Origin of the sequence: Rhodococcus sp. R1101 (genome assembly GCF_000278445.1) — a bacterium.
GTDB lineage: Bacteria > Actinomycetota > Actinomycetes > Mycobacteriales > Mycobacteriaceae > Rhodococcus > Rhodococcus gordoniae.
The window spans coordinates 1-17,481 of sequence record NZ_AJVB01000041.1; the positions used below are offsets into that span (position 1 = coordinate 1).

14 protein-coding genes are annotated in these 17,481 nt (G+C 66.4%); 6 read left to right on the top strand and 8 right to left on the bottom strand.

What is annotated here, in order from left to right:
• Positions 1 to 74: 74 nt before the first annotated feature.
• The 6 genes from R1101_RS0105490 to R1101_RS0105515 all read right to left on the bottom strand — a co-directional run bounded on the left by R1101_RS0105490 (position 75) and on the right by R1101_RS0105515 (position 8,875).
• Entirely contained in the window at positions 75 to 1,190 is a 1,116-nt protein-coding gene (locus tag R1101_RS0105490; protein ID WP_016932460.1) for an NDMA-dependent alcohol dehydrogenase, read from the bottom strand.
• 46 nt (positions 1,191 to 1,236) lie between these two features.
• On the bottom strand, positions 1,237 to 2,667 hold the full coding sequence (locus R1101_RS0105495; protein WP_016932461.1) for an aldehyde dehydrogenase family protein: 1,431 nt from the start codon (positions 2,665 to 2,667) through the stop codon (positions 1,237 to 1,239).
• Between the two features lie 135 nt (positions 2,668 to 2,802).
• Positions 2,803 to 3,582 (bottom strand): enoyl-CoA hydratase family protein, encoded by a 780-nt coding sequence (locus R1101_RS0105500; protein ID WP_016932462.1) that lies wholly within the window; start codon positions 3,580 to 3,582, stop codon positions 2,803 to 2,805.
• A 19-nt stretch (positions 3,583 to 3,601) separates the two neighbouring features.
• Positions 3,602 to 5,617 (bottom strand): acetyl/propionyl/methylcrotonyl-CoA carboxylase subunit alpha, encoded by a 2,016-nt coding sequence (locus R1101_RS0105505; protein ID WP_016932463.1) that lies wholly within the window; start codon positions 5,615 to 5,617, stop codon positions 3,602 to 3,604.
• Positions 5,618 to 5,624: 7 nt separating this feature from the next.
• Positions 5,625 to 7,223, bottom strand: a complete 1,599-nt coding sequence (locus tag R1101_RS0105510; RefSeq protein WP_016932464.1) for an acyl-CoA carboxylase subunit beta — start codon at positions 7,221 to 7,223, stop codon at positions 5,625 to 5,627.
• Positions 7,220 to 8,875, bottom strand: a complete 1,656-nt coding sequence (locus R1101_RS0105515; RefSeq protein WP_232284682.1) for an acyclic terpene utilization AtuA family protein — start codon at positions 8,873 to 8,875, stop codon at positions 7,220 to 7,222. Before R1101_RS0105515 ends, R1101_RS0105510 begins: the two co-directional genes overlap by 4 nt.
• Positions 8,876 to 9,171: 296 nt before the next feature.
• Here R1101_RS0105515 and R1101_RS0105520 point away from each other — a divergent pair, with 296 nt between their 5' ends.
• Positions 9,172 to 9,600 carry an amphi-Trp domain-containing protein gene (locus R1101_RS0105520; protein WP_016932466.1) on the top strand — a complete coding sequence of 143 codons (429 nt, stop codon included), beginning with the start codon at positions 9,172 to 9,174 and terminating at the stop codon, positions 9,598 to 9,600.
• Positions 9,601 to 9,686: 86 nt separating this feature from the next.
• Here R1101_RS0105520 and R1101_RS0105525 read toward each other — a convergent pair whose 3' ends face one another.
• Both R1101_RS0105525 and R1101_RS0105540 read right to left on the bottom strand, forming a co-directional pair.
• Positions 9,687 to 10,301: a YdcF family protein gene (locus R1101_RS0105525; RefSeq protein ID WP_026002918.1), complete on the bottom strand. Its 615-nt coding sequence runs from the start codon at positions 10,299 to 10,301 to the stop codon at positions 9,687 to 9,689.
• A 940-nt stretch (positions 10,302 to 11,241) separates the two neighbouring features.
• Complete coding sequence (locus R1101_RS0105540; protein WP_016932469.1) at positions 11,242 to 12,015, bottom strand: hypothetical protein; 774 nt, start codon at positions 12,013 to 12,015, stop codon at positions 11,242 to 11,244.
• 297 nt (positions 12,016 to 12,312) lie between these two features.
• Here R1101_RS0105540 and R1101_RS0105545 point away from each other — a divergent pair, with 297 nt between their 5' ends.
• From R1101_RS0105545 to R1101_RS0105565, 5 genes are all read left to right on the top strand, one after another.
• Positions 12,313 to 13,107, top strand: coding sequence for an enoyl-CoA hydratase-related protein (locus R1101_RS0105545; RefSeq protein ID WP_016932470.1), 795 nt, complete (start codon positions 12,313 to 12,315; stop codon positions 13,105 to 13,107).
• 31 nt (positions 13,108 to 13,138) lie between these two features.
• The gene (locus tag R1101_RS0105550; RefSeq protein WP_016932471.1) at positions 13,139 to 13,870 is read left to right on the top strand and encodes an SDR family NAD(P)-dependent oxidoreductase; all 732 of its coding nucleotides are present in this window, start codon (positions 13,139 to 13,141) and stop codon (positions 13,868 to 13,870) included.
• 26 nt (positions 13,871 to 13,896) lie between these two features.
• The gene (locus R1101_RS0105555; protein ID WP_016932472.1) at positions 13,897 to 15,567 is read left to right on the top strand and encodes a class I adenylate-forming enzyme family protein; all 1,671 of its coding nucleotides are present in this window, start codon (positions 13,897 to 13,899) and stop codon (positions 15,565 to 15,567) included.
• Complete coding sequence (locus R1101_RS0105560) at positions 15,564 to 16,712, top strand: acyl-CoA dehydrogenase family protein (RefSeq protein ID WP_016932473.1); 1,149 nt, start codon at positions 15,564 to 15,566, stop codon at positions 16,710 to 16,712. The genes R1101_RS0105555 and R1101_RS0105560 overlap by 4 nt, the downstream gene beginning before the upstream one ends.
• Positions 16,713 to 16,790: 78 nt before the next feature.
• Positions 16,791 to 17,453, top strand: coding sequence for a TetR/AcrR family transcriptional regulator (locus tag R1101_RS0105565; RefSeq protein ID WP_016932474.1), 663 nt, complete (start codon positions 16,791 to 16,793; stop codon positions 17,451 to 17,453).
• Positions 17,454 to 17,481: the final 28 nt, after the last annotated feature.

The following is a 17,481-nucleotide window of genomic DNA, read 5'->3' on the forward strand; positions in this document are numbered from 1 at the left end:
GATTGCGCCCACCCCATTCACCCGGACGGACTCCACGCGTCTTCGCCGAGGCGCCGGCTGCGATGGGTTCCTGCTCAGAACAGGACGACTCCGCGCAGGTTCCTGCCCTCGTGCATGTCGACGAATCCCTGGGCGATGTCGTCGAGCTTGTAGGTGGTCGTCACGAGCTCGTCGAGCTTCAGCACGCCCGAGGTGTACAGGTCGATCAACCAGGGGATGTCGGCGGTCGGCGTCGACGCGCCGAACAGCGAACCCTGCAGGCGCTTCTGGTAGAGCACCAGCTCCATCGGACTGATGGGGATACCGGAATCCGTCATCTTGCCCAGGCCCGTGACGACGCAGGTTCCTGCTTTGCGGATCGCCGAGAATGCCTCCGCGATGTGCTCGCCCGTCGTCACTCCGACCGTGACGATCGCGGAGTCCGCACCCTGCCCGTTGGTGTACGACCGAGCGATCTCGGTCGCTTCCGTCATATCGGCGACCGCGTGGGTGGCCCCGAACCGCAAGGCCGACTCACGCTTGAACGGCACCGGATCGACCGCGATGATCCGAGCTGCCCCCGCGTGCGCAGCGCCCTGGACCGCGTTGATCCCGATACCGCCGATTCCCTGGACGATCACGGTCTGTCCCGGATACACCTCGGCGGAGTTGACCGCCGCACCCCAACCGGTGCCGACTCCGCAACCGAGCAGGCACAGCTTGTCGAGCGGCAGATCCTTGTCCACCTTGATCGCCGAGTCGACGCTGACCGTCGTGTACTGACTGAAGGTCGACAGCCCGCACGTCTGGGCTACCGGTGTTCCCTCGAGGCTCAGGCGGAAACTTGTCGGATCGTCAGGGCGGCTGCCGGTCATGATCGCCGCGCCGCGGTCGCACAGGTTCTGCATTCCCTTCGCGCACCACCGGCACCGACCGCACGCTGCCAGGAACGAGAAGACCACATGGTCTCCGACGGTCCATCCGTGCGTTTCCGGCCCGACCTGCACGACGACACCGGCACCTTCGTGCCCACCGCAGATCGGGTAGACCCCGACCGCGTGGTCACCGGCGGCGATGTGGTCGTCGGAATGACACAGCCCCGCGGCCACCATCTCGACGGTCAGTTCGCCGCGGCGCGGCTCGTCGAGGTCGAGGTCGACCACCTCGTAGGTTCCGGGCGTGCTGCGGATGATCGCGCCGCGAGTTCTCATCGGTTTTCTCCTGAAGGCATCGAAGGGCGGGACAGCAACGGCGGAATCACGGCGTCACCTGGGCGGACATTCCGGCTCTGTAACCGTCCGAGTAGGGCGGCAACATCCCCCATTCACGCCGGGGGTCGTAGTCGGGAGAAACGAAAATTGTTCTGGCATGACTGAATTCGAGGAATCCCTCCAGGCCGTTGTAGTGCCCCATCCCGGATGCCTCGACCCCGCCGAAGGGCGCATCGAGCATGCCCGGATGCATCGCGATGTCATTGATGGTGACGCCGCCCGAGGTGGTGCATTCGAGGGCGCGTCGTCGTTCCTCGTCGTCCTGCCCGAAGTAGTAGAGCGCGAGCGGCTTCCGACCGGAATTGATCGTGCCCAGCACCTGCCCGAGGTCGTCGTACGTGCGTACGACCATGACCGGGCCGAAGATCTCCTCCTGTGAGACGGCTGCGGATTCCGGCGGGTCGATCACGATGCGGAGCGGGCGGCGGCGTTCGGCGATGGCGACGGGCTCGTCCGGTGCCACCACGATCCTCGCTCCGAGTTCCTGTGCCTGACGGACGTATCCGTCGATGCGGGCCGCGTGCCTGTCGTCGACGATCGCGGTGACGTCCGGATTGCCGGCGATGGTCGGGAACAGTTCCCGGTAGGTCCCGCACACGACGTCGAGGAACGATTCGAGCATCTCGGCCGGGACGTGGACGGTGTCGGGACCGACACACAGCTGACCGCTGTTGATCGACTTGCCGACCGCGATCCGGTAGGCAGCCGTCGCGATGTCCGCGGAACGGCCGACGATCACCGGAGACTTGCCCCCGAGTTCGAGGGTGACGGGTACGAGATTGAGGGCCGCGTTCGCCATCACCGAGCGCCCGGCCGCTTCCCCGCCGGTGAACACGATGTGGTCGAACGGAAGGGAGGTCAGCGCCTTCGCGACATCCGGTCCACCGGTGACCACCGCGACGTCGGCGGGATCCAGGAATTCCGCCGCGGCGTCCGCCAGTGCCCGGGATGTGCGCGGCACGATCTCGGACGGTTTGAGAACGGCGCGATTGCCTGCGGCCAGGACCCCGGCCAGCGGGGCGAGAAGGGTGAACACCGGGGCGTTCCAGGTGCCGATGATCGCGACCGATCCCTTGGGTTGATAGTGAACCGAGGCGGTCGCACCCAGCTGGTCGTACGGCGGGAAGGGGGCTCGCTGCTGCGGCCGCATCCATTCTTCGAGGTGGTCGCGTGCGTATTTCAGGGCCGAGAGCGAACCGAGCACATCATTGGTCGTGGAATAGCCGGGATGGCGTCCACCGAAGTCGGCGTCGATCGCGTCCACGATCTCGTCCGTGCGGGCGACGAGCATGTCGATCACGCGCTGGATCCGCTCTCGTCGTTGCACGGCCGTGCTGGTGCGTTGTGCACGGAACTGTCGGCGCTGCTTCTCGAGCAACTCGCCGAGAACGGGATCGGCGCTGGTCACGATGGTCATGCGGCGGACGCTATGATGCGAATCACAGTCCTACGCGCCGATTCCCGCTCACCGGGACCCACGTAGATCGAGCCGAGAACGGACCACACACGCTCACCACCACGAATTCGAACGGCCCCCGTGCGTGTCGCGTTCTCACCGGTCGGCCCACCACGGGGACCGCTTCTGCAGGAACGCCCTCATCCCTTCCACCGCTTCCCCGGAACCGAACAACCGGGCCGAACGCGCTGCCAGGTCGTCTCCGTAGCGATCGAAGTCCGCGAGGATCCGCTCCGTGACGAGACGTTTCGATTCGGCCAGACCCTGCGGTGAGCATGCACGGATCTCCGCGAGCAGTTCCGCGACGGCAGTTCCGGTATCCCTTGTCGAAACGGTGACGAGACCCTCGGCGCACGCCTCCCCCGGGCCGAACCGTTCGCCGGTCAGGAAGTACCGTGCTGCCGCACGCGAGGACAGTCGCGGAAGTACGGTCAAGGAGATGATCGAGGCGGCCAGACCGAGCCGTGCTTCCGTGAGCGCGAACGTCGACTCGGGGCCGGCCACGACGATGTCGCAGGCTCCGATCAGGCCCATACCACCGGCGCGGACGTGCCCGTCGATACGAGCGAGGACCGGTTTGGGCAGTTCCAGGATCTGCCGCAGCAACGCGGTCATGTCCCGGGTGCGGGCGGCCGCCGCCTCCTGCGCAGATCCGGACGATCCACTCAGATCTGCTCCGGCACAGAATGTTCCACCGGTGTGAGTGAGGACGACCGCGCGGATATCAGGGTCGGTGGCCGCGGCATCGAGTCCGTGGCTCAGTTGTGTCAGCAGCGAGGCGGACAGGGCGTTGCGGTTGTGCGGGGAGTCGAAGGTCAGTGTCGCGACGCCGTGGTCGACGTCGTAGTGCACCACCACGGGGTTCGGTTCGGTCATGACGGTTCCTGACTAACGCTCATGGTCTGCCTTCCGGGTCGGGACTGCCGGACGGCGCGTCGTCGTGCGGCGTGACCACGGCGAGGACGGCACCGACGGCGACCTGATCTCCGACCTCCACCGCAAGTGCCGTGAGGGTGCCGGCGGTGGGTGCGGTGACGGTGTGCTCCATCTTCATCGCGTCGAGCCACACCAGCGGCCGGCCCGCGTCGACCGCATCGCCGACGGCAGCGCCGAGCCGGATCACCGATCCCGGCATGGGCGCGAGCAGTGATCCGGCGGCGATCCGGGCGGTGGGGTCGACGAAGCGCGGGACGGCGGTCAGGCGTACCGGTCCGAGCGACGAGTCGACGTGCACCGCGTCGCCGTACCGCGTCACCGCGACATGCCGGCGGACACCGTCGACTTCCAGGACCACCCGATCCGGTGCGAACTCGACGACACGGAGGTCGTCACGGCCGTCGATGTACGCCCCGTCGCGCGTGATCCGGTAACGCACCTCGTAGTCGCCGTGGACGCCTCTGAAGCGTGTGAGCTGCGGTTGGGAGGGCAGATTCCGCCATCCCGAGGGCAGGCCCGTATTCACCGTGGCAGCAGCGCGGTTGTCGGCCGACTCCGCCAGAGCGGCTGCGATCGCGGACACCGCTTCCGCGTGCGCGGAGGCGAGCGGGGCCGACAGTTCCGCGAGTCCGTGGGTGTCGAAGAAGGCGGTGTCGGTCTCTCCCGCACCGAAGGCGGGATGTCGCAGCACCGTGACGAGGAGATCGCGGTTGGTGACGATGCCGTGAATCTCGGTGCGTGCCAACGTCGACGCCAGCAGACGCACCGCACGGTCGCGGGTCGGCGCGTACGAGACGACCTTGGCGAGCATCGCGTCGTAGTGGACCCCGACCTCCGTTCCCGCGACGACACCGGAATCGACGCGCACACCGGGCTGCCGGAGCACGTCGAACTCACGTGCCTCGTGCGGCAACGCGAAACGGTGCAGGGTGCCGGACTGCGGTTGCCAGTCCCGGGCCGGGTCCTCGGCGTAGAGCCTGGCCTCCACGGAATGACCTTGTACAGGTGGAGGTTCGGGGTCGAGGTGGTCGCCGTCGGCGATGCGGATCTGCAGGTCGACGAGATCGAGTCCGGTCGTGCATTCGGTGACGGGATGCTCGACCTGCAGGCGTGTATTCATCTCCAGGAAGTGGAACTGCCCGGAGCGGTCCGCGAGGAACTCGACGGTGCCGGCGCCCTCGTAACCGATGGCCTGTGCGGCGCGGTGAGCGGCGTCGAACAGGCGCCGGCGCATCCCGTCGATCGCGTCGACGAGCGGCGACGGTGCTTCCTCGATCACCTTCTGGTGGCGTCGTTGGATCGAGCATTCACGTTCACCCACCGCCCACACCGTGCCGTGCCGGTCCGCGAGGACCTGGACCTCGATATGTCGTCCGTTCTCGAGATAACGCTCGCAGAACACCGTGGGGTCGCCGAACGCCGACGCCGCCTCCCGGCGGGCCGCGTCGAGTTGCCGCGGCAGGTCGTCGAGCGTGCGCACCACCCGCATTCCGCGTCCTCCGCCGCCTGCGGACGCCTTGACGAGCACCGGGAGGTCGGCGTCGGTGATGTCGGCGGGGTCGAGTTCGGCGAGAACGGGGACACCGGCGTCGGCCATGATCTTCTTGGCTTCGACCTTCGAGCCCATCCGCTCGATCGACTCCGGGCGTGGTCCGATCCAGATCAGTCCCGCCTCGAGCACCGCGCGTGCGAATCCGGCGTTCTCGGACAAGAATCCGTAGCCCGGGTGAACCGCGTCGGCACCCGCGGCCAGCGCAGCCGCGACGATCTTCTTCCCGTCGAGGTAGGTCTCGGCGGGAGAGACTCCCGGAAGTCGCACGGCGGCATCGGCATCGCGCACGTGCGGACTGTTCGCGTCGGCGTCGGAGAACACGGCGACCGCGCCGAGACCGGCTCGGCGGCACGAGGCGAACACGCGACGGGCGATCTCCCCGCGATTCGCCACGAGCACGGTGGTGATGATCGATTCGGTCACGGGAACCTCACATCCGGAAGACGCCGAAGGATTCGGCGCCGCTGATCGGGGCGGTGGCAACAGCCGACAGACACAGTCCCAGCACAGTGCGGGTATCGCGTGGGTCGATGATGCCGTCGTCGTAGAGACGACCGGACAGGAACATCGGCAGTGATTCGGCTTCGATCTGGTTCTCGACGGCCGCGCGCATCGCCTCGTCGGCGGCTTCGTCGAAATCCTGTCCACGCGCCTGCGCGGCCGCGCGTCCGACGAGGGAAACGACCCCGGCCAGCTGGGCACCGCCCATGACTGCGGATTTGGCGCTGGGCCAGGCGAACAGGAACCGCGGGTCGAATGCCCGTCCGCACATGCCGTAGTGGCCGGCGCCGTAGGACGCACCGAGCAGAACGGAGATATGCGGCACCGTGGAATTGGCGACCGCGTTGATCATCATCGCCCCGTGTTTGATCATGCCGCGTTCCTCGTACTCCCGGCCCACCATGTACCCGGTGGTGTTGTGCAGGAACAACAGCGGGGTGTCGGCGCGGTTGGCGAGTTGGATGAACTGGGTTGCCTTCTGCGATTCCTCGTTGAACAACACGCCGCGTGCGTTGGCGAGAATCCCGACCGGATAGCCGTGCACCTGTGCCCAACCGGTCACGAGCGAGGACCCGTACAGCGGTTTGAACTCGTCGAAGTCGGAATCGTCGACGATACGGGCGATGACTTCTCGCGGATCGAAGGGCTGCCGGAGATCCTCGGGGACGATCCCGAGCAACTCCTCGGAGTCGTACCGGGGTTCGCGTACCCCGGTACGGGGCGCCGGACCGGACTTGCGGTGGTTGAGACGCCGCACGATGCTGCGCCCGAGGCGCACCGCGTCCTGTTCGTCGACGGCGAAGTGGTCGGCCAGACCTGAGATACGCGCGTGCATTTCGGCGCCGCCGAGCGACTCGTCGTCGGATTCCTCACCGGTGGCCATCTTCACCAGAGGCGGTCCGGCGAGGAATACCTTCGACCGGTTCTCGATCATCACCACGTGGTCGGACATGCCGGGAATGTATGCGCCGCCGGCGGTCGAATTGCCGAACACCAGCGCGATGGTGGGGATACCCGCCGCCGACAACCGGGTCAGATCGCGGAAGAGCCGTCCGCCGGGGATGAACACCTCCTTCTGCGTGGGCAGATCCGCACCGCCCGATTCGACGAGGGATATCAGCGGCATCCGGTTCTGCAGGGCGATGTCGTCGGCACGCAGGGTCTTGCGCAACGTCCACGGATTGCTGGTGCCGCCGCGCACGGTGGGGTCGTTGGCCACGATGACACATTCGACGCCTTCGACCACGCCGATACCTGTGACGACACTGCCGCCGACGGGAAAATCGGTGCCCCAGGCGGCGAGCGGCGACAGTTCGAGAAACGGCGAGTCGCGGTCGAGGAGCAGTTCGATGCGCTCCCGCGCGAGCAACTTGCCTCGATCGTGGTGTCGGCGGACGTACTTCTCACCACCGCCGGCGAGGGCCTTGGCGTGTTCGGCGTCGAGGTCGGCCAGGCGAGCGCGCATCGTGTCGGCGGCCGCGCCGTATTCTGTGGAACCGCGGTCGAGGGTCGAGATCAGTGTGCTCACGTACGCTTCTCCAGGAGGACGGTGGGAATGTCGAGGTATCGGGCGCGCAACCATTCACCGAGTCCCTTGGCCTGCGGGTCGAATCGGGCGCGCGAAGCGACGCCACGGCCGAGGATGCCCTCGATCACGAAGTTCACGGCCCGCAGGTTCGGGAGCAGATGCCGCGTGACGGGCAGGGGCTCGATTTCGGGAAGCAGATCCTTCACAGCGTCGACGGTGAGGCAATGTGCGAGCCAACGCCATTCGTCGTCGGATCGGACCCATACTCCGATATTGGCATCACCGCCCTTGTCGCCGCTGCGGGCACCGGCGAGCGTGCCGAGCGGAACGCGGCGAGTCGGTCCGGGCGGCAACGGCGCGGGCACACCCGGGTCCGGCAACGGCTCGAGGACACGGGTGACCGCCGCGACCGGAATGTCGAGGCGGGTGTCGTCGGGCAGCACCGCGACGTGCGGCACGCGTGTCGCCTCGGCGTATTCGGCCGTATAGACACCGTAGGCGGTGCCCGGACCGGGCGGAGCGGTGACGAAGAAACCGGGATATCCGGCGAGGGCGAATTCGACCGCCGTGGAGGTGAAGGCACGTCCGACGACGTCCGGATCGGGATCACGTGCAGTACAGCGCAGCAGCGCACTCGCGGTCTCCTCCGTGTCGGCATCGGCATGATCGGTGCGAGCGAGGATCCACTCGAGTTCGGCAGGCCGCCTGGGCAGGTTCGATTCCATCTGCGATCGCACCAACCGCGCCTTCGCGTCGATGTCCAATCCGGTCAGGACGAAGACGACCTCGTTGTAGAACCCGGCGAGCGCATTGAGGCACACCTTCAGCGTCGGCGGAGGCGGCTCGCCCCTCACTCCGGTGATGCGGACACGATCGGGTGCGTGCAGGCTCAGCCGGGCGGTGTCGATGCGCGCGGTGACGTCGGGGTTCGCGTACCGTCCGCCCGCCACCTCGTACAGCAGTTGCGCGGTGACCGTGCCGACGGTCACGGCTCCTCCGGTGCCCGGATGTTTGGTGATGGTGGCCGCTCCATCGGCCTCGATCTCGGCGATGGGAAATCCGGGGCGGACGAGATCGTCGAGTTCGGTGAAGAACGCGTAGTTTCCGCCGGTGGCCTGGGTACCGCATTCGATGACGTGCCCGGCGACGACGGCACCTGCAAGTGCATCGAAGTCATCGGGTGCCCAGCCGAAGTGAGCGGCGGCGGGACCGACGATCACGGACGCGTCGGTCACGCGCCCGGTCACGACGATGTCGGCTCCGGCCTCGAGACACCGGGCGATGCCCCACGCACCGAGATAGGCGTTGGCGGTGAGCGGGCGGGGGTCGGCGGCGAAACCGAACTCGTCGATGCGGGCGACGAGATCGTCGCCCTCGACGTGGGCGATGCGCGGCGACAGGCCGAGCCGATCCGCAACCGTGCGTAGCGCCGCGGCCAGACCTGCGGGATCGAGCCCACCGGCGTTCGCGACGATCCGCACCCCCTTGTCGAGGGCGAGGCCCATGCAGTCCTCGGCCTGCCGCAGGAACGTCTTGGCGTAGCCGAGACCCGGATCCTTCAGACGGTCACGACCGAGGATGAGCATCGTCAGTTCGGCAAGGTAGTCACCGGTCAGATAGTCGAGTTCCCCGCCTTCGAGCATCTCGCGCATCGCAGACAGACGATCGCCGTAGAAGCCGGAGCAATTGCCGATACGCACAGGATTGCTCACGCGGTCCCCTCCTGGGCCGGGCGTCCTGTCGTCGACGAATATGTCCGATTCGACAATCGCGGCAATTCCACCATGTGGCCAGAGTCACATGTCATCGCTCTCAAAGCAAGCACTGATGATTGTTTTGACCCCGGAAGAAACCAGCGAGCTCGTCGTCGAGACACCCTCGTTCACGACACCTGCCCCCACCGCGGCGGATACCGTAGATGGATACTGCACCGAGGTCAGGAGTCGCTGTGCCGAAGCTGGAAATCAAGCAGAAATCTCAACTCTCCCGCAAGCAGGTGTCCGAGCGGTTGATTGCACTCGGGCGCGCCCTGGCGACGGGATCCGAAGTGGACCTGGATTCGGACGGAGGCTCGATTTCGGTCGATGTCCCCGACCGGCTCCGATGGGAACTCGAGATCGAGGTGGACGGAGACGAAGTCGAGATCGAGATCGAATTCAGCTGGAGCGACGCCCCTTCCGAGAGTTCGGACGAGGATTCGGATGCCGAGGAAGAGGAGGACGAGGAGAGGGACAAGGACGAAGGCGAAGACGAGGAGAGGCCTCGAGACGAGGACGAAGAGGAGGAGGACGAACCGCCGCACACCACTGCACGACCGAAAGCCCCGATCAAGAAGGCGGTGCGGCGCGGCCGACCACGCAAGAGGACCGCCGACTGATCTACCTGCAACTTCTCCACCGGACGAGACGCCACTCCTACGCCCGTCCCGCCGCTCCAGAACTGATCGACTCCCTCTTCCGGCACTTACGCTGCGACGATGCCCGCGACGGGAATACGCGCGTCGACCGCCTGCCGGAAGTTGATCATCGCGCGTTCGAGGTGGTCGCGGTTCGTCACGAGTACAGCGCCTGTTGCTCGCCGTTCGAGCAGAACATCGTTGGTGAAGCGCGCATTCTCGACGGTAGAACCGGATTCCGATTCTTCGGTGATGCGTTCCGGTGGAATCCCCCGTGCCACAAGCCAGTCTCTCATCGCCCGTGCTTCGGTGACGCCGTTGCGCGGCACCCCACCGGTGACGACGATCGGCGACTCCGGATAGCGGTGCGCTGCACGCAGAGCCGTTTCGAGACGTTCTTCGAGCACCGGTCTGATCTTGCCGTCCTCGGTGAGTCCGGCCCCGAGCACGACGAGATGCGTACCCCTCGGATTCAGGTCGAGCATCAACGGAAAGTGCGGCGTCAGCTTCTCGAGCTCGGTGCACGCGATAATGAGTGCGTCGATGGTTCCCTGGCACAGCGGGGTGATGGACAGTACGCCGTTCACCACAGTGTCGACTGCCGGCGTCGCCGCCGCCTGCCCTGTCGATCCTCCTACTGCAGCTGTGGCCGCGACTGCCGTCGCCACCACCGTCCGTCGCACAGCTCCCATGCGAGTCCCCCTTGTCTTCTCGGATGTCGGCCGTGCCGCACTGTGCCATCTGGACGCGCGCCTGTGGGAGATCGAGCCCGACGCGAGGAAGTATCACCGCATGCCGCAGCCGGATCGATGACGTCTGACAATCGGCTTTACATCCGCACCACTGGACTATCCATGAACAACAGCGACTATCGTTGCAAGGCGCTCTATTCGGACACACCGACGGTCCCACGATGCGCACGAGCAGAACGTGTGTTCGAGTTGACGACGTCGCACACCCGTGCGACCATCCCTCCACCGACCTGAAAACAGGTCGACCCCGGCAGGTGCGCCAACACCGGACCGGGGTCTGGGCACAAGACAGAAAGAGCTGTCATGCACCGTAGGGTGGAGTCTATCCACACGCCCTCGAGAGGCGTACCTCACCAACGAGCTGTGAGCGCATTCGTCCGCGTCGGCCGCCGTCTACCCGCTCCCCCGGGTTCACACCCGACGTCCTGACTTTTCAGCCTCCGATCCGATCGTGATCGGAGGGCTCGAGGCGTTTCATCTGCATCGTCGCGCACGAGGGCCGTTCCGGTAGCCGAGGCTCGTCGACGCAGTCCGTCGCTCGTCTCCCACAGTCCGACGTCAGCGCGCCGACGCTGCGAGCCGGGGCCGTTCCCTGTCTCGAAACCGACTGGGCACCAGTATCCCTCGTCTCCACAGCTGGTGGTGGAGCACCCGATCGTGAGGGTCGACACGAACGACCGGGTCCAGTGCGAGCCGCACGTCCTCCGCGACGTGGGGCTATCCGTGCTGGCCGAGACGGTCTATCGGGGCATGGCGACCGGGCAGCCTTGGGGAAGGGGACGACGACTCAGGGACCCGAAGGGTCTCCGATCGGTCGGGCGCAGCCGCCCGCAACCACCGAGGATCTCCCCCGCACGGAGCAGCCGATGACCTAGCACCCGCTGAATTCGTCCCCTTTCAGCACCGACAGCACGGGGCCGCCTTCACCGATCGATGCTCCCACCGAGGGAACCTGGTCGACGACGACCCAGTTCCTGTCCCATACCTGCGCGCGCCCCTGACCGGTCGCGTCGACGCTCGTGGAGTAGAACACGCCGGCGGCCTGGATCGCATCCTGCGCCGCTTGGAGATTCATGCACACAACGTTCGGCATCACCGCAGTGGACGCGACAGCCGCGACCCGTGTGGTGGAGATCCTCGTCGCGGGAGTGGTTTCCGGGGCGACGGTCCGCGCCGTGGTGGCAGCCGACGTCGTGTACGACGTGGTGGTCGTCGGTGCGGCAGCGCGAGGCGTGGTACTGGCGTCGTCCTTCGTGGGTGAGTCCAGCCCGTCCGAGATGTCGCCGATGATTCCCATGAGGACGATCAGTCCGGCGACGGCAGCGGCGATGATCACCCCACGGCGGATCCGCGGAGGCTTCGGCGGCTCGGGCGGCGGTGCCATCGCGGCCCGCACGTCCCCCGCGAGGAACGCACGGTGGCCGGCTTCGGCGCGTGCGGCGATCGCGTCCTGCTCGGCCTTGATGCGCTTGCGACGGTCGCGCAGGGGCTTGCCGATCGCGAGATATCCCAGGCCGGCCGCGAATGCCACGAACAGGATCGCGTCGGCCCCGTTGCCGTTGACTACTTCCACGATCGCCAGCCACAGCGTGATGGCGGCGAACATCCCCGCTACGACGCGCAGGTAGGGGACGACGAACTTCATGTTTCTCCTTCAACCCGACACCAGGCCCCGTGTGCTGCTTTCCCGACCACACACGTGCTGAGCGCCTTCCTGAACTGGTGTCGGAGTACCACCCCGCGTCGTTACGACGCACGGATGCCGATTTCGGTGGATTCACCCCCGGAATCCGGGGTCAGATCCACCCAAGTCGCCGAAGCACCCATGTGACGGTTGACACACCCCTTTCGTGAATGTAGCTTCATGAGAAATGAATAGTCATTCACTCGCAGGGAATGGCTGTTCGATCAGGCTCCTACCTGCAGCGATGAAGGGGATCCCATGACCGACTTCGAGGACATCACCTACGAGATCGACGGCGCAGCCGGCATCATCACGATCAATCGGCCCGAGCGCTACAACGCCTTCCGGGGCAAGACCGTCGAGGAACTGATCAAGGCGTTCCGATCGGCCTGGGCCGACAGCCGGGTCTCGGCCGTCATCCTCACCGGCGCCGGCGAGAAGGCCTTCTGCACCGGCGGCGACGTCAAGCAGCGCGCCGAGACCGGCGACTACGGGCCCACCGAGAGCGGCATGTTCGAGATCGGCTACCTCCACAAGCTGATCCGCGACATCCCCAAGCCGGTCATCGCCGCCGTCAACGGTGTCGCCGTCGGCGGCGGACACGTCCTCCACGTGCTGTGCGATCTCTCCATCGCGTCGGAGAACGCCCGGTTCGGCCAGGCCGGACCCAAGGTCGGTTCGTTCGACGCCGGTTTCGGCTCCGCCTTCCTCGCCCGCGTCGTCGGCGAGAAGCGCGCCCGCGAGATGTGGTACCTGTGCCGCCAGTACGATGCCGCCACCGCCGAGCGCTGGGGACTCGTCAACTGGGTTGTCCCGCAGGAGAAGCTGCTCGATGAAGCCAAGGCCGTCGCCGCCGAGATTGCCGAGAAGAGCCCCACTGCGATCAAATTCCTCAAGCAGTCCTTCAACGCCGACACCGACCACCAGGCCGGTCTGAGCAACCTCGCGATGTCGGCGCTCGACCTGTTCGGCAAGTCCGACGAAGGGCTCGAAGGCGCCAAGGCTTTCGCGGAGAAGCGGCCAGCCGACTTCGCGAAGTACGTCAAGGCCTGACCCGAGTTCCCTCAGACCGTAAGGACCTCCCATGAGCAACATCGCACTGGTCACCGGCGCCGGTTCCGGCATCGGCAAGGCCATCGCTCTCGGCTTCGCCGCGCAGGGTGATCGCGTCGTCGCCGCCGATCTCGATCTCGCGGCCGCCGAGGCCACCGCCAAGGAGTACCCCCAGCTGATCACGGCACTCCCGGTCGACATCTCCGACCGCGCGCAGGTCGACGAACTCCGCGACCGCACCCATGCCGAGGTGGGCGTGCCCAACGTGATCGTCAACGCCGCCGGCTGGGACCGCACCGATCAGTTCCTCAACGCCACAACGGAGTTCGCCCAGAAGGTCGTCGCGATCAACTATCTCGGCCCGGTGCACATCTGCAGCGCCTTCCTACCCGGCATCATCGATGCCGGAAACGGTGGTCGCGTGATCAACCTCGCCAGCGACGCGGGCCGGGTCGGCAGCTCCGGCGAATCCATCTATGCGGGAGCGAAAGGCGGCGTCATCGCCCTCACCAAGTCGCTCGCCCGCGAGATGGCCCGGCACAACATCAACGTCAACTGCGTGTGCCCCGGCCCCACCGACACCCCGCTGTTCCAGGCCCAGGAGGAGAAGCTCAAAGCTGCTCTCATCAAAGCCATTCCGTTCCGGAGGCTCGCCCGCCCCGAGGAGGTCGCCGCACCCGTCCTGTTCTTCGCATCCGAATCCGCAGCGTTCATCACCGGCCAGGTGATCAGCGTCAGCGGCGGCCTCACCATGGCCGGCTGACCGACATCGTCAGGGGAGATCGAATCATGAGCGCGTCGTACAACGCCCGGGCCTACCGGGAGTACTTCGAGAACGACTTCACGTATCTCAACGGCTTCCGGCGCAACCTGGGACGGTACGGGAACCGCGTTGCCATCACCGATCCCGACACCGGAACCCGGTTGACCTACGCCGAACTCGGCGAACGCGTCGACCGAGTCGCCACGGGTCTGGCCGATGCAGGTGTGCAGGCCGGGGATGTCGTCGCCTATCAACTGTTCAACAGTGTCGAGTTCGCCGAGCTGTATCTCGCCACCCAGGCCGTCGGCGCGGTGGGTTCGCCGATCAACTTCCGCCTCGCTTCCGGCGAAACCTCGTTCATCCTCGACAAGTCCGCACCCACGGTCTTCGTCTACGACACCGAGCTCACCCCGATGGTGACGGAGGCGCTGGAACGCTCGGCGCACACACCGAAGGTGATCGTCGCGGTGGGCGACGGCGACCCTGTCTCCGTTCCCGGCGCCACCGTCGTGCGGTACCGGCACCTGGCGGCCGATCGGGTCGCGCTCCCGCCGCTGCACCGGACGGTGTGGGACGAGACCACCCGCCTCTACACCTCGGGCACCACCGGCATGCCGAAGGGTGTGCCGCTCAACAGCATGATCGAGATCTTCAGCGCGCACGACGTCATCATGCACTTCCCGTTGAGCCCCGAGGACAAGACGCTCAACATGACGCCGTGGTTCCACCGCGGCGGCCTGTACTCCGGAGGACCCAACCCGGTCTTCTACATCGGCGGAGAAGTGGTGCCGCTGCGCACCTTCGACGCCGACCGTGTCCTCGACCTCGTCGCCGAGCACGGCCTCACCTTCCTCATCGGAGCACCCACCAACCTCGCGATGCTCGCCGCCGCGCAGGAAGCTCGTCCGCGCGATCTGTCGTCGCTGCGCGGCATCGTCACGATGGGTGCGCCGCTCGAACGCGAAGCAGCACTGCGATACCAGCAGGTCCTCAACCCGCGGATCTTCAACGGCTACGGCAGCACCGAAGGGTTCTGGAACACCTTCCTGCGCCCCACCGATCTGCCCGAGCATGCCGGCACCGCGGGCCGGGCCTGCACCGACGACGACGTGCGCGTGGTCCACATCTACGAGGACCGACTCGCCCACCACGACGACGTCGTCGCCAAGGACGGCGAAGAGGTCGGAGAAGTGATCGTCCGCTCCCCCAAGGGTTCGAACGCCTACTTCGACTCCCCCGACCAGGAGAAGGCCAAGTTCGACAACGGATGGCTGCACATCGGCGACCTCGCCACGTGGGACGCCGGAGAGTTCGTCACCATCGTCGGACGCAAGGACGACATGCTCGTCTGCGGTGGTGAGAACGTTCATCCGGTGCAGGTCGAGGAAGCGCTCAACTCGCATCCGGGTGTGTCCGACTGCCTCGTCGTCGGCGTGCCCGACGACCGGTGGGGACGCATCGTCGTCGCGTACATCGTGGCCGGCAGCCCGGACGTCACGGCCGACGTCCTCGACGCGCACTGTCGCGAGCACCCGATGCTGTCCACCTTCAAGCGGCCGCGGGCCTATCGGTTTGTCGAGTCGCTGCCGGTCTCGGCCACCGGAAAGAAACTGCACTACAAGGCAACCCGAACGGCAGTCGACGAGTTCGCCGCAGGGTTGTTCACCGCCCCCACCGACTCGAGGATCACCCGATGAACGCACGCCTCGAATACGAGACCGAGCACCAGCAGTTCCGCGAGGTCGCCCGTGATTTCGTCCGCGACAAGATCACTCCCGTGCACGAGGACTGGGAGCACGCGAGCTGCCTCGACCGGTCGTTGTTCACCGAAGCCGGGAAGCTCGGGCTGCTCGCCTTCTCCGTCGAGGAGCAGTACGGCGGCCCAGGCGTCGACGACTTCCGGTACAACGCCATCCTCATCGACGAGGTCAACCGCGCAGGCAATGCCGCGGCCGGTATCGCGTTCTCCCTGCAGAACGACGTGGTGCTGCCTTACCTGACGGACATGACCACCGACGAACAGAAGGCACGCTGGCTGCCCGGTGTCGTCAGCGGCGAGACGGTGCTGGGCATCGCCATGACCGAACCCGGCACCGGCAGCGACCTCACCGGCATCCGCACCTCCGCCGTGCGCGACGGCGACCACTACGTCATCAACGGAGCCAAGACGTTCATCTCCAACGGTCAGAACGGCGACCTGTTCGTCGTCGCGACCCGCACCTCCGACGACCCGCACAAGGGTCTGACGCTGCTGGTCGTCGAGGCCGACACCCCCGGTTTCTCCCGCGGGCGCAATCTCGAGAAGATCGGCCTACACGCCCAGGACACCAGCGAGCTGACGTTCACCGACATGCGGGTGCCGGTCGCGAACCGGCTCGGCGACGAAGGTCGCGGCTTCTACCAGTTGGTGCACAACCTCCCGCAGGAACGGTTGTCGTTGTCCATCGGTGCGGTCGCCGCAGCCGAGGGCGTCCTCGCGCAGACCCTCGACTACGTCCGCCAGCGGAAGGCCTTCGGGAAGCCGGTGTCGAGCTTCCAGAACACCCAGTTCGTGCTCGCCGAGCTGGCCACCGAGCTCGACATCACCCGCACCTATCTCGACGACTGCATCGCCGAACACGTCGCCGGGCAGCTCACCGCCGCCCGCGCCGCCCGCCTGAAGTGGTGGGCCACCGAACTCCAGGTGCGTGTCGCCGACCGGTGCCTGCAACTGCACGGTGGCTACGGCTACATGCGCGAATACGGCGTCGCACGCGCTTTCGTCGACGCCCGCATCCAGACGATCTACGGCGGAACCACCGAGATCATGAAGACGATCGTCGCGAAGGATCTCGGGATCTGACGACCGTCCCAGCTGCACGATTCACACCACTGAGCACTCGGTACTGTGAATCGGACCGAAAAGTGACGAGGAGCCCCTATGACCACCGACCACGATGCACTTCCCGTGGAAGAGGCCGTGCGGGCAGTTCGCACCAGTTCCCGCCGCAAGCAGGTCCTCGACGCCGCCGTGCAGGTCATGCAGCGCACCGGTTTCCACCAGATGTCCATGCAGGCGCTGGCCGACGAGGCCGGCGTCAGCGTCGGATTGATCTACAAGTACTTCGGCGGCAAGGAGGAAATCCTCCTCGCCACCATCGTCTCGATCCTCGACACCTTCCGCGACCAACTCGAACCTGCGATGGAGGCCGCCGGCGACGATCCCGTCGAACGGCTCGTCGCCGGCATCCGCCGCTACATCGAGATCGTCGACGAGAACCTCGACGCCACCGTCCTCACGTACAGGGAGAGCCGCACGCTCGATGCTGCCGGGCGTGCCCGGATCAAGGAACTGGAGGTCGAGACGTCGGCGCCGCTGCGCTCCGCCCTCGGCGACGGCATCGCCGCCGGCATCATGGAGCCCATCGACGTCGACCTGATGGTGTTCGACATCCTGCTCCTCGCCCACGGGTGGGCGCTCAAGCACTGGCACTTCGGATCCGTCTACACCCTCGACGACTACATCCGACTCCAGACCCGGCTCGTGCTCAACACGACACTGAAGGCGGAGCGGCGCGGGGACTACGCGCACTTCCTCCGGTAACCACCGGCCTCGACCGAGGGCAGCGAAG

What these genes read in the sequence shown, in the direction of transcription:
- R1101_RS0105490 (WP_016932460.1), bottom strand. Translation starts at nt 1,190, where the DNA reads ATGAGAACTCGCGGCGCGATCATCCGCAGCACGCCCGGAACCTACGAG.
- R1101_RS0105495 (WP_016932461.1), bottom strand. Translation starts at nt 2,667, where the DNA reads ATGACCATCGTGACCAGCGCCGATCCCGTTCTCGGCGAGTTGCTCGAG.
- R1101_RS0105500 (WP_016932462.1), bottom strand. Translation starts at nt 3,582, where the DNA reads ATGACCGAACCGAACCCCGTGGTGGTGCACTACGACGTCGACCACGGC.
- R1101_RS0105515 (WP_232284682.1), bottom strand. Translation starts at nt 8,875, where the DNA reads ATGCGCGAGATGCTCGAAGGCGGGGAACTCGACTATCTGACCGGTGAC.
- R1101_RS0105540 (WP_016932469.1), bottom strand. Translation starts at nt 12,015, where the DNA reads ATGAAGTTCGTCGTCCCCTACCTGCGCGTCGTAGCGGGGATGTTCGCC.
- R1101_RS0105545 (WP_016932470.1), top strand. Translation starts at nt 12,313, where the DNA reads ATGACCGACTTCGAGGACATCACCTACGAGATCGACGGCGCAGCCGGC.
- R1101_RS0105550 (WP_016932471.1), top strand. Translation starts at nt 13,139, where the DNA reads ATGAGCAACATCGCACTGGTCACCGGCGCCGGTTCCGGCATCGGCAAG.
- R1101_RS0105555 (WP_016932472.1), top strand. Translation starts at nt 13,897, where the DNA reads ATGAGCGCGTCGTACAACGCCCGGGCCTACCGGGAGTACTTCGAGAAC.
- R1101_RS0105560 (WP_016932473.1), top strand. Translation starts at nt 15,564, where the DNA reads ATGAACGCACGCCTCGAATACGAGACCGAGCACCAGCAGTTCCGCGAG.
- R1101_RS0105565 (WP_016932474.1), top strand. Translation starts at nt 16,791, where the DNA reads ATGACCACCGACCACGATGCACTTCCCGTGGAAGAGGCCGTGCGGGCA.